Annotated in this window: 22 protein-coding genes; 10 read left to right on the forward strand and 12 right to left on the reverse strand. The window is 65.9% G+C overall.

The features are described from left to right. Nucleotides 1-26: 26 nt before the first annotated feature. Nucleotides 27-1,277 carry a 4-hydroxybenzoate 3-monooxygenase gene (locus ACIBK2_RS04310; RefSeq protein WP_396963499.1) on the reverse strand — a complete coding sequence of 417 codons (1,251 nt, stop codon included), beginning with the start codon at nucleotides 1,275-1,277 and terminating at the stop codon, nucleotides 27-29. A 56-nt stretch (nucleotides 1,278-1,333) separates the two neighbouring features. Next, nucleotides 1,334-2,107 carry an AraC family transcriptional regulator gene (locus ACIBK2_RS04315; protein ID WP_396963501.1) on the reverse strand — a complete coding sequence of 258 codons (774 nt, stop codon included), beginning with the start codon at nucleotides 2,105-2,107 and terminating at the stop codon, nucleotides 1,334-1,336. A 148-nt stretch (nucleotides 2,108-2,255) separates the two neighbouring features. Here ACIBK2_RS04315 and ACIBK2_RS04320 point away from each other — a divergent pair, with 148 nt between their 5' ends. Beyond that, the gene (locus ACIBK2_RS04320; RefSeq protein ID WP_396963503.1) at nucleotides 2,256-3,599 is read left to right on the forward strand and encodes a family 1 glycosylhydrolase; all 1,344 of its coding nucleotides are present in this window, start codon (nucleotides 2,256-2,258) and stop codon (nucleotides 3,597-3,599) included. Nucleotides 3,600-3,617: 18 nt separating this feature from the next. On the opposite strand, the gene ACIBK2_RS04325 is transcribed toward ACIBK2_RS04320, so the two are convergent. Together ACIBK2_RS04325 and ACIBK2_RS04330 are read right to left on the reverse strand one after the other, a co-directional pair. Further along, nucleotides 3,618-3,956 carry a hypothetical protein gene (locus ACIBK2_RS04325; protein WP_357390298.1) on the reverse strand — a complete coding sequence of 113 codons (339 nt, stop codon included), beginning with the start codon at nucleotides 3,954-3,956 and terminating at the stop codon, nucleotides 3,618-3,620. A 108-nt stretch (nucleotides 3,957-4,064) separates the two neighbouring features. Further along, nucleotides 4,065-4,838 (reverse strand): ferritin-like domain-containing protein, encoded by a 774-nt coding sequence (locus ACIBK2_RS04330; protein WP_396963506.1) that lies wholly within the window; start codon nucleotides 4,836-4,838, stop codon nucleotides 4,065-4,067. 124 nt (nucleotides 4,839-4,962) lie between these two features. Between ACIBK2_RS04330 and ACIBK2_RS04335 the strand changes: the two genes are divergently transcribed. Next, a complete protein-coding gene (locus tag ACIBK2_RS04335; RefSeq protein ID WP_396963508.1) occupies nucleotides 4,963-5,562 on the forward strand; it encodes an HD domain-containing protein in 600 nt (199 codons plus the stop codon). A 159-nt stretch (nucleotides 5,563-5,721) separates the two neighbouring features. Next, nucleotides 5,722-6,468 (forward strand): thioesterase II family protein, encoded by a 747-nt coding sequence (locus ACIBK2_RS04340; protein ID WP_396963510.1) that lies wholly within the window; start codon nucleotides 5,722-5,724, stop codon nucleotides 6,466-6,468. Here the strand turns inward: ACIBK2_RS04340 and ACIBK2_RS04345 are convergent, their stop codons facing one another. Continuing rightward, nucleotides 6,469-7,041 carry a TetR/AcrR family transcriptional regulator gene (locus ACIBK2_RS04345; protein ID WP_396963512.1) on the reverse strand — a complete coding sequence of 191 codons (573 nt, stop codon included), beginning with the start codon at nucleotides 7,039-7,041 and terminating at the stop codon, nucleotides 6,469-6,471. Between the two features lie 123 nt (nucleotides 7,042-7,164). Here ACIBK2_RS04345 and ACIBK2_RS04350 point away from each other — a divergent pair, with 123 nt between their 5' ends. Both ACIBK2_RS04350 and katG read left to right on the forward strand, forming a co-directional pair. Continuing rightward, nucleotides 7,165-7,608 (forward strand): Fur family transcriptional regulator, encoded by a 444-nt coding sequence (locus tag ACIBK2_RS04350; RefSeq protein ID WP_379288365.1) that lies wholly within the window; start codon nucleotides 7,165-7,167, stop codon nucleotides 7,606-7,608. 37 nt (nucleotides 7,609-7,645) lie between these two features. Then, nucleotides 7,646-9,877, forward strand: a complete 2,232-nt coding sequence (katG, locus tag ACIBK2_RS04355) for a catalase/peroxidase HPI (protein ID WP_396963515.1) — start codon at nucleotides 7,646-7,648, stop codon at nucleotides 9,875-9,877. 57 nt (nucleotides 9,878-9,934) lie between these two features. On the opposite strand, the gene ACIBK2_RS04360 is transcribed toward katG, so the two are convergent. Beyond that, nucleotides 9,935-11,791 (reverse strand): CHAT domain-containing protein, encoded by a 1,857-nt coding sequence (locus tag ACIBK2_RS04360; protein WP_396963517.1) that lies wholly within the window; start codon nucleotides 11,789-11,791, stop codon nucleotides 9,935-9,937. Nucleotides 11,792-11,943: 152 nt separating this feature from the next. Beyond that, nucleotides 11,944-13,884: a potassium transporter Kup gene (locus ACIBK2_RS04365; RefSeq protein WP_396963519.1), complete on the reverse strand. Its 1,941-nt coding sequence runs from the start codon at nucleotides 13,882-13,884 to the stop codon at nucleotides 11,944-11,946. Between the two features lie 809 nt (nucleotides 13,885-14,693). Between ACIBK2_RS04365 and ACIBK2_RS04370 the strand changes: the two genes are divergently transcribed. Continuing rightward, nucleotides 14,694-17,837 (forward strand): FAD-dependent oxidoreductase, encoded by a 3,144-nt coding sequence (locus ACIBK2_RS04370; RefSeq protein ID WP_396963521.1) that lies wholly within the window; start codon nucleotides 14,694-14,696, stop codon nucleotides 17,835-17,837. Between the two features lie 41 nt (nucleotides 17,838-17,878). On the opposite strand, the gene ACIBK2_RS04375 is transcribed toward ACIBK2_RS04370, so the two are convergent. Further along, complete coding sequence (locus tag ACIBK2_RS04375) at nucleotides 17,879-19,072, reverse strand: MFS transporter (protein ID WP_396963523.1); 1,194 nt, start codon at nucleotides 19,070-19,072, stop codon at nucleotides 17,879-17,881. A gap of 260 nt (nucleotides 19,073-19,332) precedes the next feature. Here ACIBK2_RS04375 and ACIBK2_RS04380 point away from each other — a divergent pair, with 260 nt between their 5' ends. Both ACIBK2_RS04380 and ACIBK2_RS04385 read left to right on the forward strand, forming a co-directional pair. After that, complete coding sequence (locus ACIBK2_RS04380; RefSeq protein WP_396963526.1) at nucleotides 19,333-20,502, forward strand: hypothetical protein; 1,170 nt, start codon at nucleotides 19,333-19,335, stop codon at nucleotides 20,500-20,502. Nucleotides 20,503-20,632: 130 nt separating this feature from the next. Next, complete coding sequence (locus ACIBK2_RS04385; protein ID WP_396963528.1) at nucleotides 20,633-21,055, forward strand: hypothetical protein; 423 nt, start codon at nucleotides 20,633-20,635, stop codon at nucleotides 21,053-21,055. Between the two features lie 165 nt (nucleotides 21,056-21,220). Here ACIBK2_RS04385 and ACIBK2_RS04390 read toward each other — a convergent pair whose 3' ends face one another. Then, complete coding sequence (locus ACIBK2_RS04390; protein ID WP_396963530.1) at nucleotides 21,221-21,649, reverse strand: pyridoxamine 5'-phosphate oxidase family protein; 429 nt, start codon at nucleotides 21,647-21,649, stop codon at nucleotides 21,221-21,223. Between the two features lie 290 nt (nucleotides 21,650-21,939). Between ACIBK2_RS04390 and ACIBK2_RS04395 the strand changes: the two genes are divergently transcribed. Next, nucleotides 21,940-22,824 carry an esterase/lipase family protein gene (locus ACIBK2_RS04395; RefSeq protein ID WP_396963532.1) on the forward strand — a complete coding sequence of 295 codons (885 nt, stop codon included), beginning with the start codon at nucleotides 21,940-21,942 and terminating at the stop codon, nucleotides 22,822-22,824. A gap of 165 nt (nucleotides 22,825-22,989) precedes the next feature. Here the strand turns inward: ACIBK2_RS04395 and ACIBK2_RS04400 are convergent, their stop codons facing one another. The 3 genes from ACIBK2_RS04400 to ACIBK2_RS04410 all read right to left on the reverse strand — a co-directional run bounded on the left by ACIBK2_RS04400 (nucleotide 22,990) and on the right by ACIBK2_RS04410 (nucleotide 25,985). Then, a complete protein-coding gene (locus tag ACIBK2_RS04400) occupies nucleotides 22,990-24,300 on the reverse strand; it encodes a lipase family protein (RefSeq protein WP_396963534.1) in 1,311 nt (436 codons plus the stop codon). 177 nt (nucleotides 24,301-24,477) lie between these two features. Next, nucleotides 24,478-25,686 carry a PucR family transcriptional regulator gene (locus tag ACIBK2_RS04405; protein WP_396963536.1) on the reverse strand — a complete coding sequence of 403 codons (1,209 nt, stop codon included), beginning with the start codon at nucleotides 25,684-25,686 and terminating at the stop codon, nucleotides 24,478-24,480. 146 nt (nucleotides 25,687-25,832) lie between these two features. Next, nucleotides 25,833-25,985 carry a hypothetical protein gene (locus tag ACIBK2_RS04410; protein ID WP_396963538.1) on the reverse strand — a complete coding sequence of 51 codons (153 nt, stop codon included), beginning with the start codon at nucleotides 25,983-25,985 and terminating at the stop codon, nucleotides 25,833-25,835. 224 nt (nucleotides 25,986-26,209) lie between these two features. Between ACIBK2_RS04410 and ACIBK2_RS04415 the strand changes: the two genes are divergently transcribed. Continuing rightward, nucleotides 26,210-26,806: an RICIN domain-containing protein gene (locus ACIBK2_RS04415; protein WP_396963540.1), complete on the forward strand. Its 597-nt coding sequence runs from the start codon at nucleotides 26,210-26,212 to the stop codon at nucleotides 26,804-26,806. Nucleotides 26,807-26,935 lie beyond the last annotated feature (129 nt).

Genomic DNA, 26,935 nt, shown 5'->3' on the forward strand with positions numbered 1-26,935 from the left:
CCGACGACGACTCCGTGAATCGAGCCTTAGTTCAGGCCAGTGATGAACTCGCTGAACAGGCGGTTTGCCGCGCCGGACTCGAACAGGCGCTCGAGGTCGGCTCGCGCGGTCTGGCGGCGGAATTCGCCTTGGTATGAAGGGTCGCCGGCGTTGTGCACCAGTTCGGTCCACCATGCTGCGAAGGCTTGGTAGTTCCATATGTGACGGAGACACGTCGACGAGTAACTGTCGAGCAGGGACGAATCGTGATCGTTGGTCTGGTAATGGATTACGGCGCTCGCGAAGACCTCGGCGTCGTGCAGGGCCAGATGCATTCCTTTCGCGCTCATCGGCGGAACGATGTGGGCCGCGTCGCCGAGTAGGTATAGGCGGCCGTAGTTCATCGGGCTGTACACCACGCTCCGGAGTGGCACCAGTTGGGTATTGGCGATCCGGCCCCGATTCTTAACGGGTTCACCGAAGCGGGTCTCGAGTTCGGCCCAGATGCGCTCGTCTGTCCACTCCGAGATGGCGGTGTCGAGTGGGCACTGCAAATAGAATCGACTCGCGTGCGGACCGCGCGCGAATTGTCCTGCGAATCCGCGAGGATGTAGCGCCATCATGGACTGGTGATCGGCGGGAACCTCCGCCAGGATCGTCAGCCACGCGTACCCGTATTCGTGGGAGTACCGCGTGAGCGACTCGCTGGGGATGGCGGCCCTGCTCGCACCACGGTCACCGTCACAACCAGCGATGAACTCGCAGCTCACCGCTCTTATCGAGCCGTCGCCGCCGCGATAGCGCACGAGCGGATGTTCGTCACCGACAATGTTTTCCAACGAAACCTCGGCATCGAAACGAAGATCTCCACCGTCGCTGACGAATACGTCGATGAGGTTCCGAACGAGCACCTGCTGCGGGCAGAAACGCCCATCGGCTTGATCGGCGGACACGAATGCGAGCGGACGTGTCTCGCCGTCGATCCGGAAATTCAGCGCCGGCGCGACCGGATCACCGCCGATCACCCGCTCTTCCATCCCCCATGCACGGAACATGCGCACTGCTCGACTGTCGACGACCCCGGCGCGCTGTCGTTGCTCGACATATTCGCGATCCCGTCTTTCCAAAATAATGCAGTCAATCCCACTGCGCAGCAGAAAATTACCGAGGGTGAGGCCGGAAACTCCCGCGCCGATGATTACTACGGTGGTGTTCTCGTCCGCTTCGGACATTATCGGGACACTCCCTGAAAGATGGTGGCAATTCCCGGAAATCGGGAATACCACAACCGTATGCACGCCCGCAAAGGCTTACCACCGGTATCCAGCCGCCTTGCACCGTAAACCCGCCACGACTAGCGCGCCGCGCGCCGGAGGTCGTTCTGGTAGCGGCCGGGAGTCTGCCCGACGATCGCGGTGAAGGCCTCGATGAAGCTGGTCGGATTCGACCAGCCGCACGCCAGCGCGGTGCTGGTCACCGGGCGGCCGTCGAGCAGATGCACCAGCGCGTGCTGCACGCGCAGCAGCATCCGCCACTGTTGAAAGCTCATGCCGAGCTCGGCCTGGAACAGCCGACTGAGCGTGCGCTCGCCCGCGCCGACCGCACGCCCCAACTCGGCCAACGTCGCCGACGTCGCCGGATCGGCATGCAACAGCGCCGTGGCGGCCCGCAGTCGATCATCGCGCGGCTCGGGCAGATAGACGAACTGCTCGGGGATATCGGTCAACTCGTCGAGCACCACCTGGCACAGTCGCGCCCGGGCGCCGGGCTGGAATGGCCGCTCGGTGGTGAGCGCTACCAGTACTTCCCGCAGCAGCGGCGTCACCACGAAGACGGTCGGCCTGCTCGGCAGTCCGCCGCAGAGTTCACGCGGCACCTCGAGCACGTGCACGTCGGTTTCCCCGTACGCGCGATGACTGTGCTCGAATCCGGGCGGTGTCCAGGTGAGCCGATCCGCAGGCGCCACCCACGTGCCGAGTTCGGTCGTAGTCGCCAGCACGCCGGTGGACGGATACAGGAACTGTCCGTGCCGATGTCGATGCACGCCGATATGCGTCCCGTGGCCCATCCGGCCGTGCTTGGTCGTATCGAAATCGAACTCGGGTGGGGTCTGGCGGGTTTCCGGCATCTCCACCCAAAGTACCAGAACCTCCGACGCGCGAAACCGTCTGCGGCCCTGCCACATTTGCGCGCCGCGGGACGGCGACTCGCGGAGACGAACACCGACTATGGTGCGATCCACCTGTCCGTGGCGCGCGTCCAGTTACCCTGAGGTGATGCGATTCCGGTTCCGTAGGTATGCCTTGGCCGTACTCGCCGCCGCTGCGTCGACGATGATGTTGTGCACGAACGCTTCTGCGGCCCCGCCGATCCAGCCGGCCGCCGCGCCGCTGGACGGCGGCTTTCTCTGGGGCGTAGCGTCCTCCGGATTCCAATCCGAAGGACATGCGCCCGACAGCAATTGGACGCGCTACATCCCCGCGCACCCCGACTACGACGCGGTGCAGGACTCGGTCGATTTCTATGACCGCTACGCCTCGGATATCGACGCCGCGGCCGGGCTCGGTGTGCGGGTGTTCCGGATCGGGATCGAATGGGCCCGAGTCGAGCCCGCGCCCGGCGTCTGGGACGAGAACGCATTCCGTTTCTACGATGCCGTCATCGCGAAGATCGAACAGGCCGGGATGCGGCCGATGATCACCCTCGACCACTGGGTGTACCCGGGCTGGGCAGCCGACCGCGGTGGCTGGCGCAATCCGGGCATGGTCGGCGACTGGCTGGACAACATGCGCAGGGTGGTCGATCGCTACGCCTCCCGTAACTCGCTGTGGGTCACGGTGAACGAGCCCGCCGCCTATATCTCGCAGGAAGTCCGGCTGAACGCCACCAATCCCGGTGACATGCTGGACCGGATCGCCCAGTCGCACAACGCCATCTACGACTACATCCACCAGGTCGAGCCCGGCGCACAGGTGACCAGCAACGTCGGTTATGTCGCAGGCTCGGAAGACCAGGTCAACGGGCCATATCTCGATCGCATCGGGGGCAGGCTCGACTACGTCGGCATCGACTACTACTTCGCCTTCGACCCCGCGCAATCGCTGCTCAGCTCCATAACCCGAGCCCTCGGCTCCGCCGCGCCCACCCTGCCCGGCATGAACATCTGGGACCTGCCGTTGCGCACCGAGGGCATCTACTATGCGCTGCAACACTATTCGCGCCGCTTCCCCGGAAAGCCGCTCTACATAGTCGAAAACGGCATGCCCACCGACAACGGCCGCCCGCGTGCCGACGGCTACTCCCGCAGCGATCACCTGCGCGACACCGTCTACTGGATCCAGCGCGCCAAGGCCGACGGCATGAACGTCATCGGCTACAACTATTGGAGCCTCACCGACAACTACGAATGGGGCAGCTACACACCACGATTCGGCCTCTACACGGTCGACGTACGCACCGACTCCGGCCTCGGCCGCCGCCCCACCGACGCCGTCGGCACCTACACCCAGCTCATCAACGACGGCGGCGTCGGCGCCGACTACCGCCCAACCCGCGCCCCTGCCCTCTGCATCCAGATCGACCCACCGGCCAGCTGCCTGACCCCGGTCGGCGTCCCGTAGCCGAGGCGACCCGAACGCCTACTCCGTCCGTCGTCGCCGATCGCGGACGGTCACCGAGATCACCGAGCGGGCGAGCGCGCGGAGGTCATCCGGGATGAGCAGGGGTTCGACCGCGCCCTCGAAGCCCTCCAGGATGGCACCGTCGGGCCAGCTCACCTCGTAGCGGTACCAGCAGCGGACCTCGCTGGGGTGGTAGGGCAACTCGAGTTCCAGGCGGACGGCCATCTCGACCAATGCGGCCGCTACCTGCGCGGCGCCGCCGGTGTTGGTTACCTGCCACCACAGCGGGCTGCCCCGGTCGTCTTCGGAGATTTCGACCAGGTACATCAGCTTGCCCCTGTCGCTGAACTCGGTCACATCTGACACCCTGCCAGAACAGGCGGGTCCGGCAAACCAAAACCGGTGCGCGGCGGCGTATCTCGCTCAGGGATTGTGGCCGGATCAGCGTGTCGGATTCATCCGATATCAGTGCTTCGAGAAGCCGAGCGCCGCGCGCAACGGCACCGACCCACTGTCCGGGATCACCGCGGTTTCCGTCGAAACAGCAGTCGGCACAATACCTTTGAACAAGGCGATCACATCGAGGACGAACCCGGCTCGGCTGACACCCAGCCGCCGCAACGCGGGCCCATGGTCCGCTGCGACCACCATCGTGGCGCCGACCAGCACGATCCACCACAGCAAGACCGGAATCAGCCGGGCCAGGCCGGAGGTGTTCGCGAACGCGACCCGCAGCCGGTGACAGTGGAACGGCACGTGCCGCAATTCGTCGTTCAGGATCAGCCCGGCGACCTGAGCGGTCAACGCATCGCCGGTGCCGTCGCGCAGCGCACGGTAATACCGCAGCGCGACCACCTCGGCGACCATCAGCACCATCAATTCCAGCCGCAACCCCAGCGCACGCCGGAGCCGAACAAATACCGTGTCACTCCAGTGCGCGCGAATGGTCGCAGACCCGCCGGCCTCGAGCAGCAACCCCAACATCCGCGCGTGATTGATCTCCTCGGCGACGAACAGTCGCACAGCGGCGGAGTACGCCGGATCGCCCGCGGCTTCGGCCTTCGCGATCAGATTCGCCCCATCCCCACTCTCGCCGACCTGGAACCGTTGCACGCTCCGCGCCACCGCCGGATCGAGCTGCGCACCCCGCCCCCAATCCGGATCCCCCGCCGCCGCCCGCGCGACCTGCTTCGCCTCGAATTCGGTTGCCCATCGGGAAAACTCGTCCACACCCTGCATACCGGCCTCCATGCTCGTCGGCTCGCCCGGCGGCGAGCTTGGACGCAAACTTAGGCAACGCTTGTGCAGGTCCCTGGCGTCAAACGTGGAGATCCTGTGCAGAACCACCTGGCACAATAAGCCCGTGAAGCTCGAAGACATCACCATTCCGGATTCCGCGAGCTGCCGCGCGGCTACCGACGTTGCGTCGGCCTACTCGACGCCCGCACTGTTCAACCATTCGGTCCGCTCGTATCTCTGGTCCGCGGGTCACGCGGAGCTGAACGGCATCGACTTCGACGCCGAACTGCTCTATGTCGCGGCGCTGCTGCACGACCTCGGCCTGGTCGAGGAGTTCGACAACGCCAGTCTCTCGTTCGAGATCTCCGGCGGCCACCTGGCCTGGGTCTTCGGCGCCGCCGCCGGTTGGCCGGTGCAACGGCGGGCGCGCGTCTCCGAGGTGATCGTCGCGCACATGGCGGACAGCGTCGACGTCGCGATCGACCCCGAAGGCCATCTGCTGGAACACGGGACCTCGGTGGACATCTCGGGCCGAGGGTGCGACGCGCTCCCGCCGGAATTCCGGAGCAGCGTCCTCGAACGCCACCCCCGACTCGGCCTTCCCGAAGAATTCCTCAGCTGCTTCCAGGCCCAAGCCGGTCGTAAGCCGACCAGCTCACCCGCGGCGGCCCTGCGCAGCGGAATGGCCGCCCGAGTCGCGGCCAACCCACTCGACCGCATTTAGGGGTACCGCCCGGAACTCCACTCCGCCACGGCGATTCGCGTTGCGACACGCCGCAGTGCGGTAGGGGTTTGCCCGTAATCAGGGCACGCGACACTGTGCGCACTGGCGAAGTCGCGGCAATACTGGCTTGGATCGAGGAAACGCAGTGAGGGAGGACGAATGAGCACGGCAACAACAGGTGCGTGGGTCCGACGATTCCATCCGGCCCCCGACGCCGCGACCCGGCTGATCTGTTTCCCGCACGCCGGCGGCTCGGCCACCTATTACTTTCCGGTCTCCCGCGCGCTGGCACCGGAGATCGACGTACTCGCGATCCAGTACCCGGGACGGATGGATCGGCGCAACGAGCCGTGCGTCGAGGACATCCACGAACTGGCCGACCTGGTGGTCGAGCAGCTCACCCCGTGGCTGGACCGGCCGTTCACCCTGTTCGGCCACAGCCTGGGCGCCACCCTGGGATTCGAAGTGGCCCAACGACTATCGGCCACCGGCGAGCATCCGCTTGCCCTGTTCGCATCCGGCCGGATGGCACCGTCCCGGCATCGCGACACGCAGTTCCACCGCTTCGACGACCCTGCCCTCATCGAGCAGATCGGGCGATTGAGCGGAACCGACGCCAAGGTGCTCGGCGACGCGGAAATGCTGCGCCTGATCCTGCCGACGATTCGAGGCGACTACAAGGCCGTCGAGACCTACCGCATGCGACCGGGACCGCCACTGACCTGCCCGATCACCGTGCTGACCGGTGACGACGATCCCGAGGTGACCCTCGACGAAGCACAGGCCTGGGCCGCGCACACCAGCGGCCGGTTCGAGATGACGGTGTTCAACGGCGGGCACTTCTTCCTCACCGATCATGTCGATGCGGTGCTGACCCAGATCAGCGCACAGGTCGCGGCCGCGTAATCACATGTCGCACAAGGCTTCCACCGCGAGCGCGAGTTGCTCGCCGTTCACCGTCGCGGCGGCAGGCGCGATCAATTGCGTCATCGCGAGCCCTTGAAAAAGATTGAAGTACAGCGTGATGACGGCTCGCGCCTGCTCAGCCGAAATCTCGGGATGCGTCTCGCGCAAGATGCCCGCGAGGTCGCTCAACGCGGTCTCGGTGGCCTGGGCCATGAACTCCTGCGACTCCGGCGACCGGGCGATGAGCAGGCCGTTCTCCACGCTCAACAGCAGCGCGTCGTGGTTGGCGCGGATCACCTCGAGCAGCCCGGTCCAGGTGGGCCCCACCGACTCCCGCAGGGTTCTGCCCGCACCCCCCTCCCGGATCGCCGCCTCCATACCGTCACCGACCTCGCCGCCGAGCCCCTCGGCGATCGCCTCGGTGATCAGCCGATCCTTCGACCCGAAGTGGTAGCCGATGGCGGCCAGGCTGACCCCGGCGGCGCCCGCGATATCGCGCGCGGTGGTTTTGGCGAGGCCGCGTTCGAGCACGGCCTTGCGCGCCCCGGCCAACAGGTCTTCGCGATTTCCCATCAGGTGAGAATACCAGCGTCTTAGACATTTGTCCCATGCAGGTCCACTGGGGCAAACCCGCATCTGGGCACGAATTTTCGGAAACCGCCGCAGCCAAGACTTGAATGAGTAATACTTCGGAACGTGTCCAACTCAGCCGAATTCGAGCGGATGCTGCGCGGCGCGGCTCTGCGGGTGACGGCACCGCGACTAGCGGTGCTCACCGCCGTGCACGCCCACCCCCACGCCGATACGGACACCATCCTCGGCCACGTGCGCCAGACCCTCGGCGCGGTCTCGCATCAGGCGGTATACGACGTGCTGCGCGCACTGACCGCCGCGAAACTGCTCCGACGCATCCAGCCGATGGGCACCGTGGCGCGCTATGAAACGCGCGTCGGCGACAACCACCACCACCTGGTCTGCCGGTCGTGCGGCGTCATCGTCGACGTCGAGTGCGCCGTCGGCGAGGCCCCGTGCCTGACCGCGGCGGACGACAACGGTTTCGTCCTCGACGAGGCCGAGGTCATCTACTGGGGCCTATGCCCGGCCTGCGCGGCGCTACCGGCGTCGCTACCCAACCCGTGATCACAGCCCGATTCACGCACTCTCGAAAGGAATTGCCGTGCCCGAGGAACACCCGCCCATCGGAGAGGCCAACACGGAGCCCGCGGAAAGCGGTTGCCCCGTTTCCGCTCGCCTCAAGTACCCGACCGAGGGCGGCAGCAACCGTGACTGGTGGCCCAACCAGCTCAATCTGAAGATCCTGCAGAAGAATCCGGCCGTCGCCAACCCGATGGACGCGGACTACAACTACGCCGCGGAATTCAAGACGCTCGATCTGGCCGCGGTGAAGCAGGACATCGAGGCCGTGATGACGACCTCGCAGGACTGGTGGCCCGCCGATTACGGCCACTACGGTCCGTTCTTCATCCGGATGGCCTGGCACGCCGCAGGCACCTACCGGATCAACGACGGCCGCGGCGGAGCCGGTGCGGGCATGCAGCGCTTCGCGCCGCTGAACAGCTGGCCCGACAACGCGAGCCTGGACAAGGCTCGCCGCCTGCTCTGGCCGGTCAAGAAGAAGTACGGCAAGAAGCTGTCCTGGGCCGACCTGATCGTCTACACGGGCAACGTCGCGCTCGAGTCGATGGGCTTCGAGACCTTCGGTTTCGGCGGCGGCCGCGTCGACCAGTGGGAGCCCGAAGAGGACGTCTACTGGGGTCCCGAGCACACCTGGCTCGGCGGCGACGAGCGCTACACCGGCAAGCGCGACCTCGAAAACCCGCTCGCCGCAGTGCAAATGGGTCTGATCTACGTGAATCCGGAAGGGCCCAACGGCAATCCGGATCCGCTGCTCGCGGCCACCGACATCCGCGAGACGTTCCGCCGGATGGCGATGAACGACATCGAGACCGCCGCGCTGATCGCGGGTGGCCACACCTTCGGCAAGACGCACGGCGCGGGCCCGGCCGATCACGTCGGCCCCGAGCCCGAGGCCGCCCCGCTGGAGGAGCAGGGCCTCGGCTGGCGCAGCACCTTCAACACCGGCGTCGGCAAGGACGCGATCACCAGCGGCCTGGAGGGCGCCTGGACGCCGACCCCGCGGACCTGGGACAACAGCTTCGTCGAGACCCTCTACGGCTACGAGTGGGAGAAGACGAAGAGCCCCGCCGGTACGTGGCAATGGATTCCGAAGGACGGCGGCGGCGCGGGCACCGTGCCCGACGCGCACGACTCCTCGAAGTCGCACACCCCGGTCATGCTGACCACCGACCTCTCGTTGCGCGTGGATCCCATCTACGAGCAGATCACCCGTCGCTGGCTCGACCACCCCGAAGAGCTCGCGGCAGAGTTCAGCAAGGCCTGGTACAAGCTGACCCACCGCGACATGGGTCCGATCGTCCGCTACCTCGGCCCGCTGGTCCCGCAGGAGACGCTGCTCTGGCAGGACCCGGTCCCCGCGGTGACGCACGACCTGATCGGGGCGGCCGATATCGCCACCCTCAAGAGCCGGCTCCTGGCGTCGGGTCTGACTGTGCCGCAACTCGTCTCGACCGCGTGGGCGGCTGCGTCCTCGTTCCGCGGCAGCGACAAGCGCGGCGGCGCCAACGGCGGTCGCCTCCGGCTGCAGCCGCAGCGCGGCTGGGACGTCAACGAGCCCGATCAGCTCACGCTGGTGGTGCCCGTACTGGAGGGCATCCAGGAGGCGTTCAACTCGGCGCAGACCGGGAACACGCGGGTGTCGTTCGCCGATCTCGTGGTGCTCGGCGGCGTCGCGGCGGTCGAGCAGGCCGCCAAGGCCGCCGGTTTCGACATCGAGGTGCCGTTCGCCCCGGGGCGGACCGATGCCACGCAGGAACAGACCGACGTGGAGTCCTTCGCCGCGATGGAGCCGAGTGCCGACGGCTTCCGCAACTACCTCGGCAAGGGCAACCAGCTGCCTGCCGAGTACCTGCTGATCGACAAGGCGAACCTGCTCACGCTCAGCGCGCCCGAGCTGACCGTCCTGGTCGGCGGCCTGCGCGTGCTCGGCGCGAACTACCACGAGTCGTCGCTCGGCGTCTTCACCGCCACCCCGGGGTCGTTGACCAACGACTTCTTCGTGAACCTGCTCGACATGGGCACGAAGTGGGAGCCGACCTCGGCCGACGAGGGCACCTACGAGGGCAAGGATCGCGGCACCGGCGCGACCACCTGGACCGGCAGCCGGGTCGACCTGGTCTTCGGGTCCAACTCGCAGCTGCGCGCGCTCGCGGAGGTCTATGCCACCGATGACGCGAAGGAGAAGTTCGTGCAGGACTTCGTCGCCGCGTGGGACAAGGTGATGAACCTCGATCGGTTCGACCTGGCCTGATCGGTCAACTCGTGCGGCACCCCGCGAACTGATGCAGTTCGCGGGGTGCCGTGCTGTTCACGCACCGTATGCGGTGAATCCGGCCCAGGTGAAGCTTCGATCGCCGCGTTCATGCGAGGCCGCGATCGCCGCTCTGAGTGCGACGCGGCCTTCGTCGCCCGCCTGTAGTGCGCGGTGGAGATCTTCCAGGAGCGCGATCGTCGCACGGGAATCGATAACCGGTAGCGCGGAAGCGATTACGGTGCGCGCACCGGCCGACAGGAACACCGCCGGGAAGCCCAGTAGTTCGTTCGGCAGGCTCGTCACCACTCCCCCGACGTGGCAGGCGGACAGGACGATCACCCCGCCCGGTGCCACCGGCCGGACGAGAAACTCACTGAGCGAGATCGGGTTCTCGCCGAGGAGCAGGACCGAGTTGAACACCGGCTCCTGCACCAGCACGCCATGGCAGGCGAAGTGCACGACGGCGGCCTGTTCGATGGTGTCGAGGATGCCGCCGTCCGGGTGTGGTGCGCCCGGGTAAAGGGCTTGGGCGTCGGCGATTTCGCGTTGTCTGCTCGGTGTCATCGTCCGGATGCGAGCTGGTGCGTCGTGCGTGTGCGGGATAGCGCGGTGCGGCCGCGGGTTCACCGCTTGTGTCCCGTGTATCGCGGCTACCGCGTCACCTTCCGGCCCGACTCCGGGCAGGAAGTCATCGCCGGTCGACGGGTCTGCCGCGACCACTGCGGCGTGGGACGTCGGCCTGGGAGGCAAAGTGGCAGAAAGGAAGATGCTCGCGTTGGGTATGACGGTCATGTCGAACTGCAGTTGGGCGGGCCGCTCGTCCACCAGTGCGCCGCCGAGCGGCAGCGTGGCCGCCGCGCCGACCGGGGCGAGCGCGAAAGCTGTCAGGTCGGGCCAGTGCGCTCGGATGACCGCCAGGCTCGCCTCGCCGAGTTCGGTCAGGATTTCGGTGAGTTCGTTGTGCAGTATCGCGGCACCCGGGCCGTCGATCTCCCGCCGCCGGTAGAGGACTCCGATGCGGCTCTGCCACGCGTGCACCCGCTCGCTCGTGAAGCGAGGAAGGTCGAGGCTGACCGTTCGGCCGACGCGCGCGCTGTCACCGTAGCTGCGAAATGCCGCGCCGCCGAGCGGAGTTGCGACGACATAGACGATGTCACGACCCGAGCGCATCGCCGCGAGCTCGGTAACACAGTGCCGGGCATCGGCTTCCAGCGTGATGCGGTGCAGAGGTGCCGCGTCCACCTGTTTCACCTGGCGGGCCCGGAACTCCTCCAACTGCCGGTTGATCATTCGGGTGTCGCTGTCCCCGTGATCCCAGAATTGCTCCGACCGGAGGGGAGTGCCCCATTGCTGGTTCTCCTGCGAGAGTTCGGTCAGCTGCTGCGGGTCGGGGTCGAACGCGCGAATGGCGGTCATCGCCTGCGTCGCCAGATACAGGCTGCCCGAGACGTTCTCCAGCAGCATCGGCGCGAACGCGGGCATCGAGCAGCGGTGATTCGCGTAGGCGCCGAGCTCGAAGGCGAGCTGATTGGCCGCGCGCAGCGGCATCTGGGTTTCGTCGTTTTGCCAGAACTGGGCCACCGCGTGCGCGTAGGCGCCGGCGTGCATCGTCGCGGTCAGCGCCACCCGGAACCAATTGCACTCCGGCAGCTGCGATTCCAGGATGATCGCCCAGCGCAGCACCTGGGTGCCGATCAGTGACTTCTCGAGATCGGTGCCCATCGTCGGCACGAATTCCAGGATGAAGAGGTTCAATTCGGCCAGGGCCGCGCGCATCTCATCGGGCGAGCCCGACTCCTCGGCGTCGGTAACGCGTTGTTTCAGGTACTCGACCCGACCGAGCAGCGTGGGGTCAAGGCGATTCGTCAGTCCGTCGAACACGTCAATTTCCGAATCACCAGTCTCGCGCATCACGAAAGCCTCTGCGTGACAACAGCTTATTGATGCTCGCGGGAACTCGGTGTCCGCCAAACGACCTACAGCGAAGGTGCGGCAGCCGAGGTACGGACCAGTCCCGACCGGTCCGTACTCGGTATCACGCTGACCGACAACAGATTTGCGTGTTACACCTCGACCCGCTCACCCATGATCACGGTCCGCTCCCCCGGCAACCCGAAGTACTCGGCGGCGTCGGCGGTGATGTAGGACGTGGCGATGAACAGCCGCTTGCGCCACGCCGCCATCGTCGGCTCGGGTCCGCGCTTCAACTCGATCTTCGACAGGAAGTAGGACGCGTCGTCGACCGAGATCCGCCCTTCGGTCTGCGCCGGGTCGAGCAGGCGCAGGATGTCCGGGATGTTCGGCGTCTCCATGTAGCCGTAATGCGCTGTCACATGGATGATTCCGTCATCGCGGTAGCCGAGCGCGTCGATCTCGGTGCGCTCCCCGTCGGGTACCCGCGGCACCGGCACCGTGTCGATCGCCAGGATCACCACGTGCTCGTGCAGCACGTGGTTGTGCTCGACGTTGGCCCGCATCGCCAGCGGCGCGGTCGCTTTGCCGCGGTTGAGGAACACTGCCGTGCCAGGGACCCGCACCAAAGGCGGCTTGCGGTCCTGCAATTCGTCGACGAACTCGCGCAGCGGGCCCTCCTTCTCTTCCCTTGCGCGGGTGACGACGTCGCGACCACGGGCCCAGGTGCTCATCACCGTGAACGCCGTGAGCCCGATCAGCAGCGGCAGCCAGGCGCCGTGCACGAGCTTGGTCATGTTCGCCGCCAGGAACATCGCATCGACCGCGAGCAACGGGATCGCGCCGAGCAGCACCAGCCACAGCGGCGTATTCCACTTGATCCGGGCGAGATAGAAGAACACCAGCGTCGTGATGGAGATCGTCGCGGTCACCGCCATACCGAATGCGTAGGCCAGCGCCGCGGAACTGCGGAAGGAGAACACCAGCGTCAGCACCGAGAACATCAGCACCCAATTGATCCACGGCACGTAGATCTGCCCGATGGTCGATTCCGAGGTGTGCGCGATCCGCAGTCGCGGCAGATATCCGAGCTGCGCGGCCTGCGAGGCCACCGAGTAAGCGCCGGTGATCACGGCCTGCGAGGCGATCACCGTGGCGGCGGTCGCCAGCAACACCAGCGGCAACCGCGCCCAGCCGGGCGCGAGCAGAAAGAACGGACTGCCGACGTTGCTTTCATCGCCCAGAATCAGCGCGCCCTGTCCGAGATAGCTCAGCACACACGCAGGCAACACCAGCCCGAGCCAGCCGCGGGTAATGGCTTTCCTGCCGAAGTGCCCCATGTCGGCATACAGCGCCTCCGCGCCGGTGATGGCGAGCACGATCGCGGCCAGCGCGAAGAAGGCAATACTGAAGTGCCCGAACATGAAACTCACCGCATAGGTCGGCGACAGCGCCTTCAGAATTTCCGGATGCCGCGCGATGCCGGAAATACCGAGCACGCCGATCGTCCCGAACCAGAGGATCATCACCGGCCCGAACAGCCGGCCGACCGCCGCCGTGCCGCGCCGCTGCACCATGAACAGCACGATGATGATCACCGCCGTGATCGGCACGATCAGGTCTGCCAACCCCGGCTGAACGATCTTCAGGCCCTCTACCGCGGACAACACCGAAATCGCCGGAGTGATCATGCTGTCGCCGAAAAACAGGGCGGCACCGAAGATCCCGACCCCGGCCAACAAGGTGGCGGCCCGGCCACCGCGCCCGCCACCCAGCCGCCGCAGCAGCGTGATGAGCGCCATGATGCCGCCCTCGCCGTCGTTGTTCACCCGCATCACGAGCGAGATGTAGGTGAAGGTGACGATGATCATCACCGACCAGAAGATCAGTGACACAACGCCGTACACGTTGTCCGTGCCGATCGGCACCGGATGCGGATCGCCGGGGTTGAACACCGTCTGGATCGTGTAGATCGGGCTGGTGCCGATATCACCGAACACCACACCGAGCGCCCCGACCACGACGGCGGTCCGCACCGGTCGATCCGCACCCGTTGCGGAATGCACCGGTGTCACGTCGACCCCTGTGTCCATGACGCCTCCTCGCTGCGCGGCCCGCACCCATCGTGCCGTGGTTTGCCGCCACGTCACTGTAACCACGCCGCGCCGGTAAAGAGCGGTACGCCCGCACCGAACCGGCACTTCGTCGGGTCGACGCGGCGTATCTCTCGAATAGCCGCTCAGCAGGTCGTTTTCAGGTAGCGCCTGCGGCGAACTTCAACGAATGAAGTCGAAGTACCATCGCCGGACTTCTTTCGACGTTGCCAATGGATTAGTAATCGCGCTCTCTGCTTTACGAGATGAAGGCGCGGTAACTGAAATCGGACATGACTCCCGCACGCCACCGGACACGCCATGACAACGCGCTGGCAAATGGTGATCCCCCTTGACAGACTTACGACGCGGACCAGACGCTGATCGAGGTCGAGAAGCACTGGCGCGCAGCCGAACCCAGCGGGGCATCGGCCCTGGTCCAGGTAGCCGGCTGCATCGATGATCAGAAGCGCGAACGGGTCACCCGCGCAAACCGAACCGGACGGCCTGGGAATGCTCGCCACGAGGCGCAAGCCACGGCCACTTGAACCGGCGGCGAATTCACAGCATTGACATATGAATTCACGTACTCTTATACACAAGTCCCATCGCGGATCGGTCGCTAGTTCATCACCATTGGATAACAGGTAGTGAGCGCTGTTCGCATGCGTACGCGCTGACGCCTGACTTACCTGACGATCGAGGTCACACCGGATGTGCATAGAGGTACAAACACGCGCCGATGCGTGGTGCCGGTTGGTTGGGGATCAGGGCAGCGGATACCGGGCGCTGCCGAGTGGCGGTGCCGCATGAGCGCACCACCCGATCGAACGGCCAACTGGCACAATGGGTTCCGAAGATTCGGCGGCCGTACCGGCATGCTGAGCGGTCCGCCGCTGATCGAGATCAGGGAACCGGGGCAGGCCGCCCGGCGGCTCATGCTGAGCGGCCCGGTGACCTTCGGCCGCAACGGCGACAACGAGCAACTGCGCGACGCCACCATTTCGCCGCGACACCTACGGCTGGTGCCGAGCCCGACGGCGCTGTCGGTGGTCGACCTGGGTAGCCGCAACGGCACCACGGTCAATGGGGTCCCGCTCACCGGGCGCGCCGCGCTGACCACCGGCGATACGGTGCAACTCGGCGATACCGAAATCATCGTGCTGTACGAGCCGGTCACCGAACCGCTCGCCCGGATCGACGAAGAGGTGCCGACCGCGCCACCCGCCCCCGCACCTCCGGCCGATCCACCACCGTCGCAGTTACTCACCCTGGCCAATCGGATGCTGGGCATCGATCCGACCGGGAAACGAAATCTGTTCCCCGCCTCCACCGAACTACCCACCCGGATGCCACCGAAAATGTGGCACCTCGTGCGAATCGCCAGCATGGCGGTCTACTTCGAAATGATCGTCGCGATGTTCGTCCGGCCCGCGGGCGGGTTGTTCGTCTTCTTCGGTGTGGTGGTTCCGCTATTACCGGGACTATTTCTGATCGCGCCAGGGCTGTGGCGGAACAGCTGCCCGCTGGCCGCGACGAACCAGATCCCCCGGGTACTGCGCTTTACCCGCGGCAAGAATCCGCCCGATTGGCTATATGCCCGAGGTTATCTCGGGGCAACCACGCTGTTCTTCGGCATCGCGGGCGCCAGGCTGGCGGGATTGGATCGCAACGGCGCGGCCGCCGGCGTCGTGTTATTACTGGTCGCCGCCGCCGCTTTCACCGGCGGCGTGCTGTTCAAAGGCAAGAGCGGCTGGTGCAGCAGCATCTGCCCGTTGTTCCCGCTGCAACGCGCCTACGGGCAGACACCGTTCGTCACGGTGCCCAACAGTCATTGCGAGCCGTGCGTCGGCTGCGCCAAGAATTGCTTCGACCTGAAACCGCGGGCCGCCTACCAGTCGGATCTCAACGATCCGGAGCTGGCCTGGAGCGCGCCGCGCAAGCTGTTCGCGGCCGCGCTGCCCGGCTTCATCCTCGGCTTCTTCACCCTGGCCGGGAAGACCGAAACCAGCCTGGTGCAGCGATATTCGGTGCTCGGGCTGTTCATGATCGTCGCGGTCGGCCTGTTCTTCGCCCTGGAGGCGATGACCCCGCTCAGCGTCGCGACGATCAGCGTCGGTTATTCGGCGCTGGCGCTCAACATCTTCTACTGGTTCTCCGGCGTGACGCTGGCCCGGTCGTTCGCGACGGTTACCGGGATCAGCGCACCGTGGTTGCACTGGCCGATCAGCCTGGCGATTCTGTTCGCCACGATCGTGTGGATAGCCAGGACCCGGGTCGTCGAACTGCAATTCGCGGTCAGCACCGGCACGCGCACCGAACCGGTCTTGCTGTCGCTGCCGAAGGTGCGGCCGCGAGACCCGGCGGAAACATCCAGCGCGCCAGCGGCTTCGGTCACCTTCGATGGCGTTCAGGTGGACGCCGACAGCGGGATGAGTCTGCTCGACGTCGCCGAACGAGGCAAGCAGCCGATCGAAGCAGGCTGCCGGATGGGTGTCTGCGGCGCGGATCCGGTCGCGGTGCTCGACGGCATGTCCTGCCTGTCACCGCCGGGCCAGGACGAGCGGAACACCTTGCGGCGCCTCGGCTTCGCCGATAACACCCGGATGGCCTGCTGTGCCCGGATCAGCACCGGCAACGTCGAGGTGTCGTTGACGCCGGAACCCGGCAGTACGAACAGACTGCGACCGACGCGCTTCGATCGGTCCATCGTCAGCGTCGCGGTGATCGGCAACGGCATCGCGGGCGTGACCGCCGCCGACTTCCTGCGGCGCAACCACCCCGACTGCGAAATCCACCTCGTCGGACGGGAATCCCACCCGCTGTACAACCGGATGGGCATCTCACGGCTGGTGTACGGGCGCTCGGCGATGCAGGGCCTGCACCTACTACCCGAGCAGTGGTACGACGATCATCAGATCACCACCTGGCTGAACACCCTTGCCACCAGTATCGATCTCGCGGGCCGCCGGGTCTTCCTCGGCACCGGCGAGGCGCTCCCCTACGACCGCTTGATCCTGGCCATGGGCGCTAGCAGCGCACTGCCACCCATCGAAGGACTCTCGCGGCCAGGCTGTTTCGTACTCCGCGAAGCCGGTGACGCGATCTGGATCCGCTCCTACGCCCAGCAATTCCGCTGTGCCACCGCGGTCGTCGCCGGTGGCGGGCTGCTCGGCCTGGAGGCCGCGCACGCGCTGCACCTGCTCGGCCTGCAGGTCACCGTGCTCGATCGCGGCGACCGGCTCCTGGCCAAGCAGATCGATGCTCGCTGCTCGCAATTGGTGCTCGACCATTTCACCAGGACCGGCATCCAGGTGCTGCGGCATGCCGAAACCGTCAGCGTCCTGGGCGATCCCGCGGTGCGCCGGGTGGTGCTGCGGGACGGCCGCGAGATCGACTGCGACCTCTTCCTGACCGCCACCGGCATCCGGCCGAATATCGATCTGGCCCGTAGCGCGGGTGTGCCCGTCGAACGCGGTGTCCTGGTGGACGATCGGATGCGCACGCGCGTCCCCGACGTCTACGCCGCCGGCGACATCGCCGAACTCGACGGACAGGTCTTCGGGCTGTGGCCGGTCGCGGCCGAGCAGGCGCAGATCGCGGCGGTGAACGCACTCGGCGGCGACCGGCCGCTCGCCGGTGCGGTACCCGGCATGATTCTGAAAGGTGTTGGACTGGAGCTGTTCTCGACCGGAAAGGTGGAGCCGGAGTGGGGCGACGAGGTGATCGTCATCGATCGCCCCGACTCCTATCGTCGGCTGATCCTGTCGCACGGGCGCGTTGCCGGCGCCACCGTGCTCGGCCACCATCCCGGCGACCTGGCGGCGGCACAGCAGGCGATGAGTAGTCGGCTGCCGGTGCCGGTCACCGCGCGAGGCGCGCTGTACGCCGGGGATTGGTCGGTGCTGGCGCGCACCGAACAGACTGCCGAGCAACCGATTCGGACGCCGTGAGGTGCCCTGCCCGACCCCTCGAACGGGCAGGGCACCCTGCGTCAGCGCGCGGTCCAGGTGGTCGAGACGACCAGGGACGCAAGGACACTGAGTCCCGCACCGAACCAGAGCACCACCGAGAGCACCACGTTGTCGGCGATGATGCCGCCGAACAGCGCACCCAGCGCGATGGCCAGGTTGAACATCGCGGTGTTCAGCGCGGTGGCCGCCTCGGTGGAGCCCGGCGCGGCCTGCAGGATCCAGGTCTGCACGCCCACCGGGATGCCGCCGAAGGCCAGACCCCAGACGATCAGCAACGCCAGGCCGGTGATCGGGGTGCCGCCGACGAGCGCGACGAGCGCGAGCACAGCGGCGAGCACCGTGCTGATGGTGATCAGCGTCGTGCGGATGTTGCGGCCCGCCGCCACCCCGGTGATGAAGTTGCCCGCGATGCCCGCGACGCCGAAGGCCAGCAATGCCGGGCCAACCATCGCCTTGTCGATACCCGAGACGGACTGCAGGATCGGGCTGACGAAGGTGAACGCGGCGAAGTGGCCGCTCACCATCAGGAACGTCACCAGCACTCCGGCCCGGACCACCGGGTTGCGGAACTGCTCGCCGAGGGTGCGTAGTCGCACCGGCTCGGTCGCGGGCATCCGCGGCAGCAGCAACAGCAGTGCCACGACCACCAGCAGGCCCAACCCGCCGAGCAGCCCGAAGGCGATCCGCCAGTCGGTCAACTCGCCGATCAGCGTCCCGGCCGGGATGCCGAGCACGTTGGCCGCGGTGGCGCCGCCGAACGCAATCGCGGTGGCCCGCGGAACATACTTCGCGGGCACCATACGCACCGCGATCCCCGCGGCGAGCGCCCAGAACCCGCCGATGGCGATACCGACCAGAAAACGCGCGGCAAGCAGCAGACCGAAGTTCGGTGCGAAAGCGGCAAGCACATTCGCCGCCACCATCAACGTGATCAACCCGAGCAGCACGACGCGGCGATCCAACCGCCCGATCGCCACCGGCAAGATCGGTGCCGTCGCCGAGGCGACCAGGCCGGGCACCGTCACCATCAAGCCCGCCGTCCCCGGCGAGACGCCGAGCGCGCCGCTGACCGAGGTGAGCAGCCCAACGGGCAGTTGCTCGGAGGTCACCACCGAGAAGGTGCCGAGCGCCACCGCGGCGACCGCGAACCATCTTCGGAGCGGCACCTTTTCGGCTGCGGAATCAACGGCCGCAGGGTCGGCAACAGTCACCATGTCAATCACTCCTCATCTAAGAACATAAGCGTCAAGTAGCTCAGCGCTAAGGTTTATTCCGAGCAGCACGGAACGCCACATCGGCACCCCCAGTGGGAATTACAGCTGCGCCGCGCCCTCGTCTGGCGCACCGGCGCCGAATCCGATCCCGTTCGCCAGGCCACACCCACCGCCACATTGGTCGCCGATCCAACCAATCGCTCGGCGTACCCGTGACGAACCTCCGAGGAGAGCATTGTCGAGTTCGAGGTGTGATGGTGATGGCAACAGTCGGAATATCAACTGAGCGAACCGTGGTCCGGGGGGTGCTGCTCACCGACGGTCCCGAACCGGGCACGCGACCGGGAGTGGTGCGCGAAGTTCACCAGCAGGTCGACGAGGATCCAGCGACCGCCGTCGTCGTTGCCGTCCTCGACCGCCTCACTACCGAGTCCGACCTGCAGGTCGACGATGTGGCCGTCACCTATCGCACAGTGGCCGAGCGGCGTGCTCTGGTATCGCACCTTTCGTCACTGAAATGGCGCTCGGCGTCGCTTGTTTCGGCCCGGTCGGCGCTGCTCGCGGTGATACAGGACATGCCGGGCCTCGACGAGTTCGGCACCGTGCTGGTGGTGGAGGCATTGAGCGACCACACCTGCTGCGCAGTCATCGGACCCGATCGCGCGCGCATCATGGCCGCCGACTCGTGGCCGGTCGGTCTCTCCGACGCCGACTCGACCAGCAAGGCGATCAGCCGAATGTGGCCGATGCTGGACGCGATCTCGGCCCGACCCGACGCAGTAGTGCTGTGCGGAGCGGCGGCAGCCGAACCCGAGATAGCCACCGTCCTGCAACTCGCACTGACAGCACCGGTCCTCCGGCTACCGGACTTCGCCAACGCCGCGGCTCGCGGCGCCGCTTTGGTCGCCGCCGAACAGATCCGGAACCCGCCCGCCGCCATCCCGCGCGACCGCAGGCCACCCATTCGACTATTACTCTCCGCCGCTGCCCTCGCCACCCTGCTCGGCGCCTCGTCGTTCACCATCGCGCAGTTGCACGCCGAGCACTCGCCGGTCATCGACGTCCTCGGTTCTTCGGCCGAGCCGGCCCCGCCGCAACCAGCTACCTCGGCCATGCTCCCGCCGATCCAACCATCCATCGCCCGTGAACCCGGCGAACCTCGATTGGTGCCGCCCACCAGGGTTGCCGCTCCCCTGGCGCCGAGACCAGCCCACACAACTTCTGACTCGGTCGAGCCACCGCCCCCGAGTTCCTCGAATGCCCCCGAACCTAGTGCCGCTGCGGCTCCCACCACCGTCGGCGCCCCGAACAGCGACTGGCTGTTCCCCGGCGAGCCCCCGCCACCCCCGGCCGGATCAGATCCCGCAGCCGTCCGCGCATGGTGGGACAACCATTTCCTGTTGAAGGAGCGTTGGTTGCACGGCGGCTGAGGCGGCTTCCCATGCCCTGGCAAAGTAGTCGCCGACCTGGGCACTCCGACCTCCTAACCGGTAGCGGTACAGTGCATTTGGCATACTCGCCGGTTGGTCACACCTGGCCGGTAACTCGATGGGGGAAGACGTGAAGATTCCGTTCGAGCTTTGTTCGATACAGGTGGCGGTCGGCACGCTCGCGCTGACATCACTCGAGCTGAGCATGACATATGAGGGCTCATTGGAAGGCGGACCGGGTCGACGCGTCAACGACTACCTGGTCGCGAACCTGGCTCGGTCACAAAAGAACTGGGGCGAGCACTTGTATCTCGTCCCGCCGATCCGGACGATGGACAACGGACGAGAGCTGCTCCCCCCAGTGCAATGCATCGGCTATTTCCGAGGCCCGAGCACACTCACCAGTGCGGACGACTGGCTCTACAGCGACCTGATGGTGGCCTGGTTCCAGCAACCACACCCCGCAGGACTGATCCACCCCGACGCCGTCACCCAGATGTACGACATCCCCTGGAACGACATCGCACGAGAGATCACCCTGTCGAACCTGTAATTTCCCCTCGAATCAGCATGTGAACCCGCCGGAGATAGCGGAACGATTCTGTCCGCTAGGGGTGTCAAGGTTGCCGCTGAGAAGCGCCGCCGGTGGCGGGGATCAGCGGCGCTTCTCGAAACAGTTTCGGCCTGCGGCAGGTTTCCCGTTGGGGCCCAGGGACTTTCAGTCGGTCGAGTAGTCCTGGGTGATCCAGCGGTCGGGGCGGATGGTGAAGAGGACGGATTGCGCGCCGTCCATGCGGGCGGCGAAGGCGGCGCCTTCTTCGGGGCCGAGGTAGCGGGTGGCTATTGCCACTCGTGTTTCCTCCGGGGAGGGGGTCGCGGCATCGATGACGGTGCCCTCGACGATGACGTACTGATAGGGCAGTTCTTCGCGCTGGACGGTGAGGGTGACCACGCCGGCCTCGCGGATGAGCCTGGCCTTGCGGCGCTCGGCGCCGGTGTTGACTCTGATGTTGCCGTCGGGGGTGTAGTCGTACCAGATGGGGACGCTGGCGGGCGGGCGGCCGTCGTTGGCTGCGACCGACAACACGGCAATGTGCTTGCCTGCGAGGAATTCCTGACGTTCGGACTCAGTGAAGGGTCTCGGCATGTGATGTCGAACACTCCGATCGGCGACGTTATTCCCGCGCCCGCGGCGGCGTCCCCCTGTGACAGTGCCCAATCCCGCAGCCGAGAAACTGTGCGGCGATCCGATCTGAAGTTGGATGTGAAGCAGATCCCGGCGGACCAGATGCCGGTGAATGCGCGGTGCGATAGGCTCGGCCCGCGTAATTACCCAAGGCCTTATTCCGAACAGAATATTGACGCCGAAATGCCACGTTGCCTGTCATATTCACAACGTGGCCGCTGTATCTCGTCGAACGGATATGAGGAGCTTTTGTGCGTGGTTTCAGATTATGTGCGGCCGGTCTGAGCGTGCTCGCGCTCACCTGCCTGTCGGCCACCGCCTTCGCCGATGCGCCCGCGCCGGTCCAGGGATCGTCGGACGTCGACGTCGTACCACCGCCGCCGGGCGCGAACGACTGGTCCTGCCGGCCGAGCGCCGCCCATCCGCGGCCAATTGTCTTGGCGCACGGCACCTTCGAGAACCGCCTGGACAACTGGTTCGCGATGTCGCCGAGACTCGCGGCGGCGGGCTACTGCGTGTACGCGCCCGACTTCGGCCTCGGCCTAGGTGGCACAGTGTCGGGCCTCGGGCCGATGCGCGAGTCCGCGCAAGAGATCTCGGATTTCATCGACCGCGTACTCACGACTACCGGTGCGCAGCAAGTCGATATCGTCGGCCATTCCCAGGGCGGCATGCTGCCGCGGTACTACCTGAAAAACCTTGGCGGCGCAGCGAAGGTGCACACTCTTATCGGCCTCGCCCCCGATAATCACGGCACCACTTGGGGTTTGGTCGGCCTGCCGATCACCCTCGTGCCACCGGCGACCAACCTGGTGTGCCCGTCGTGCACCGAACAGTTGCCGACGTCCGAATTCATCACCCAACTGAATAGCGGTGGCGAAACACAACCCGGCGTCAGCTACACCGTCATCGCATCCAAGTACGACGAGTTCGCGACGCCGTACTCCACCGGTTTCCTCAACGGCCCCGACGTCGACAACATCACCCTGCAAGACGTCTGCCCGGGCGACTTCTCCGAACACATGGCGATAACCTCCGACCCCGTCACCATCCAATTGGTGCTCAACGCACTGGATCCGGAACATAAGGCGCCGGTTCCCTGCGGTACCGGCACCGGATCGGTACAGACGAAATAGCAGCCCCCAATTCCGGTGGCGCATCTTCCCGGGTCTGTCCGTTATGTCGGTACCGCCGCTAACGTCTCGAGCGGCGGCACCCCTCGCCGCCTAGCGGCTCGGCCGCTAACCACGGCGATCGGCTATCGCGGCGGTCGCCTGCGATAGCCGATCGCTCGTCAGCGGTCAGCCGGGAATCTGGAAGTCGGCCTTGAAGCGCGGGCCCGGCGGCAGACCACGCAGCACCGCACTGATCCAGGCCACGGCGGGTGGCCACACCGCGCCCGCGTTGACGACGTGTTCGGGCAGCGGCATCGTGTAGAACCGCAGGTCCGCACCGCGGTTCCAATACTCGTTCACCACCGGCAAGACCACGGACGCGGGAATCAGCTCGTCCCAAATCCCGTGCGCCCAGAAGATCGGGCTGTCCGGAATGTGTTGGCCCAGGCTCTGTTCCTGCAGCACCTGCATCACCCCCGGCGCGTTTTGCAACGTCATGCCGGGGTTGAAGTAGTCACTGATCGGCCGATACATCCCCGACAGCGCCACCGTGTACACACAGCGACTCTGCATGTCCTGCAGAATCGCCTGACCTTCCTTGGTCAGCAGCTTCGCCGCATCGAACTGCTCGGGAAACTCACGGGTCAACCCGGCGAAACCGAGCCACATGGTGAAGTTGCTGATTCCGGTGAGACCGGGCCGCTGCTGGGTCGCGTACTCCGCCTGCAACCGCAGGTCACCAGGCGTGCCGCCGAGGGCCGTGCCGAGCAATCGGACGTCGGGAGCGTAACTTTCGCGCATCTCGGCCGCCCGGATCGACCCGGAACCGCCACCGGAGTATCCGTACATGGCGATCCCGGAATCCGAAAGCCCCAGCGACGCTTCATTTTTCATGGCCCGCAGGCTGTCCAACACCATCTTGCCCTCATCGAAGGTGTTGAAGGTATTGAACTTGCCGTCGAAATCGGGCACGTTGATCGCGAAACCCTGCGCCAACCAGCCCGCCACCAGCGTGGCTTCCTTCATGGTGCCGACCTGCAGCGTGTAGGACGGGTTGCAGGCCGAGTTCGTCGAGTCGATCGCCTCCTGGAAGGAAACCACCGGCCGCGGTCCGCCCGCCCAGGGAATCCCCGGCGTGATCACCGAGGTCGCCGTCGCGATCGGGTTGTCGCGAATGTCGTTGCTGCGGAACAACAACTGCCTGGTATCGACGGGGAACGGGATGCCGAGTATCCGGGTCTGCACGGTGCGCGATCGAATGACCTGGCCCGGCGCGTACGACGCCAAATCCTCCGGGTCGGCGTACCACGGGTCCTCGGCGGGCACCGGGATGGGCAACATGTCGTAGAGCTGCGGCTCAGCGGGCAACTGCGGCAATTGATTCTGATCAGGAGGGAACGCCGGATACGGATCGGCTGCCGCGATCCCGGCGCTGGACACCGCGAGGCAGAGCGCCGTCAATGGCACCGCCGCCCATGTGAATCTCTCCCCGAACATGCACCCTCGTCTCGTCACGTGTGATCGGCATCATGCGAAGACCGAACTGGTGTCAGTACACCCCTGCGCAAGAACGTCCCGCTATCGACAAACCGACAGACTCGCGTCCGGAGCAGTTGTGCACATCCATAGAATTCGATCCGCCGCGGCCGCCGCGAACCCGAATCCCGCAAGAAATCAAGCGGAGAACGCCTTCGATTCCAACAGCTGCGCGGTCCGCGCCGCCGACAACGTCATCGCCTCGGTCGGCCGCTGCGGATCATAACCGGTGAGTTCGGCGATCCGCGCCAGCCGATAGGTGATGGTGTTGCGGTGCACGAACAACAGTCTGGCGGCGGCATTCTGATTGCACTCGTTCGCGAAGAACACCCCGAGCGTCTCCGCCAGCACCGGTTGATCGGCGAGCGGCTCCAGCACCGAGGCCAGCTCTTTGCGCACCGACCCGTCGACCGCCACCGCATATTCCAAACGCAGGTCCTGCCGACGGCAGATCATCTCGCTGCGGGAAAGGCAGCGACCGAGTTCCGCGACGACCCGCGCCTCCGCGAAGGAGACCGGGATGGCCGCGCGCGTCATCGCGGGCGAGACACCGATCCACAGCAAAGGCGATGCGCCCGTGCCGATTCCAGGCGCCAATCGGGTGGACAGATTCTCGGTGACCGCCGCGCTGTCGTCGCCCGAATCGATCGGAATCAAGGCCGTCCAGCCAGTGATGTCGCGGCGCAGGAACGCACCGGGAAGATCATGGATGCGACGCCGCAGATCGGTCAGCGTGCCCGGCCCTGGGTCGCCGGGGCGAATCACCGCGACCACGAACGCCTCCGCGACCGGCACCGCGGGATCGCCTACCCAATCGACCGGATCACGCCCGGCCAGCAGCGCATCCACGATCCCGCGCCGCCGTTCCAGCTCGTCCCACGGCCGCCGCCGGGCATCCTCGACGCAGGCCACCGCGATGCGGGCCGTCATCAGTGAAAGATATTCAGAGAGCGGCCGTCCGATCTCCGCCAGCGCCGCCCGCCCGGCCGCGGAGGCCGTGTTCGGCAGCTGAGACCAGAGGAAATCGACGCCCGCCCGATAGTTGCCGAGTACGTCGTCCAACGGCATCCCGTCGTGCACCAGCGACACCGCCCGCTCGACCAACGGACGGGTATCTTCCTCGGTTGGTTTGGCACCGTCGAGCCAAAACCGGAAGAACAGCCGCACATTCAGCTCGGCGGCCGGGACGAAGTCCGCGTCGACCAGCGAGCTGGGGACCTCGTCATATACGGACGATTGTGTCGAGAAGCCACCGACCAACGCGATAGCATCCGACAGCAATCGCTCGATCGCGCCGGCCCGACGGGTCGGACGATCGAACGCGGCAACGGTGCCCGCTGTGCTCACGGCAACTCCCAACGACGATGTTTGGTACCGCCCGCCGCTGCCGGATTCCATGAACCCGGTACCGCCGGTAACGAGAATCTAGCAGACCGTCTCAGCCACCGTCAGCAGGATTCGCTGGCCACCCATCGCGCGGCCAGGGGCACAATCTATCGGTCGCACTGGTCGTCGTCGGTGCGGAATCCGCGCAGGGTGGGGTCCGGGTGGTTCTGCTCGTAGGGGCCCTCGGTCCAGAAACTGATGGTGCCCCAGACGGCAATCGCACCGATTGCCAGCGCGACGAGCGTGACCAATACATCCATCGGAAGTCACACTCCCCGTTCGGGAATCGAGATCGGCGCGGGCGGATCCGCAGCGACCCGATCAGCGAAATGTTGTGTCCCGAAACGAAAGAAGGAGCTCGCATCCTTGCGCGGTCTAACCATGTAGCCATGCTCACCCCCACAACGCGCGCGGGGTATCCCCTGAACGTCCGACAGCAACCCACTGATGCCGCGATCCGTCTGATGAGCCTGATCGAGTAGGAGTGTTCGAACTCGAACGTTCGATCAGGAACCCCATCCATCCGCACCGCAGCGTCGAATACGCGTTGTGCGGTCAACCGACCGGCCGGTCCCGCGCCGAGGACTGTCTGCGCGCTGATCGGGCGGTGAATCACCGTCCCGGTCAGCGCTTGCGTGAGGAGTCGATCATGGGCAGCACCCGAACGAAACTCGTCCTGTTGGCGGCCGTCGCCGTAGCCTCGAGCTTCATTCTTCCGCAGTCGGCCAACGCTGCTGCCGGTAAGACCATCAAAAACGCGGAAGGGAACTGTCTCGCCGCCCGCAGCAACGGAAACGAGGTGTTCTCACTCAAATGCAATGGCAGCAAGCAGCAGCAATGGACCATCTCGGACTCGGACAAGTCCATCAGAAACGTTGGTAACAAAGGGTGTCTCGCAACCAAATCTGGCGGCGTGTACGCGTACGGGTGCAAGGACGTCGACGCAACACGACAATGGACCATCTCGGGTAAGTCCATCAAAAACGAAGGTGACGGGTGGTGTCTTACCGGCGAAGACGCCAGCGTGGGTTCGTTCGAGTGCGATGGAAGCAAAGAGCAGCAATGGACCATCTCCGACTGAGTCATCGGCCGGTCGAGGTGGCCTGGGTCGGATCGGATCGTTCGGCCTGTTCACGTAACTGCTGAACCACCGCTAGTGCTGGCGGATGCGCCGACCGTGCGCCAGCACTAGCGCGATCATCCATCGTAG

Source organism: Nocardia sp. NPDC050175, from assembly GCF_044459885.1.
In the GTDB taxonomy this organism is placed as follows: domain Bacteria; phylum Actinomycetota; class Actinomycetes; order Mycobacteriales; family Mycobacteriaceae; genus Nocardia.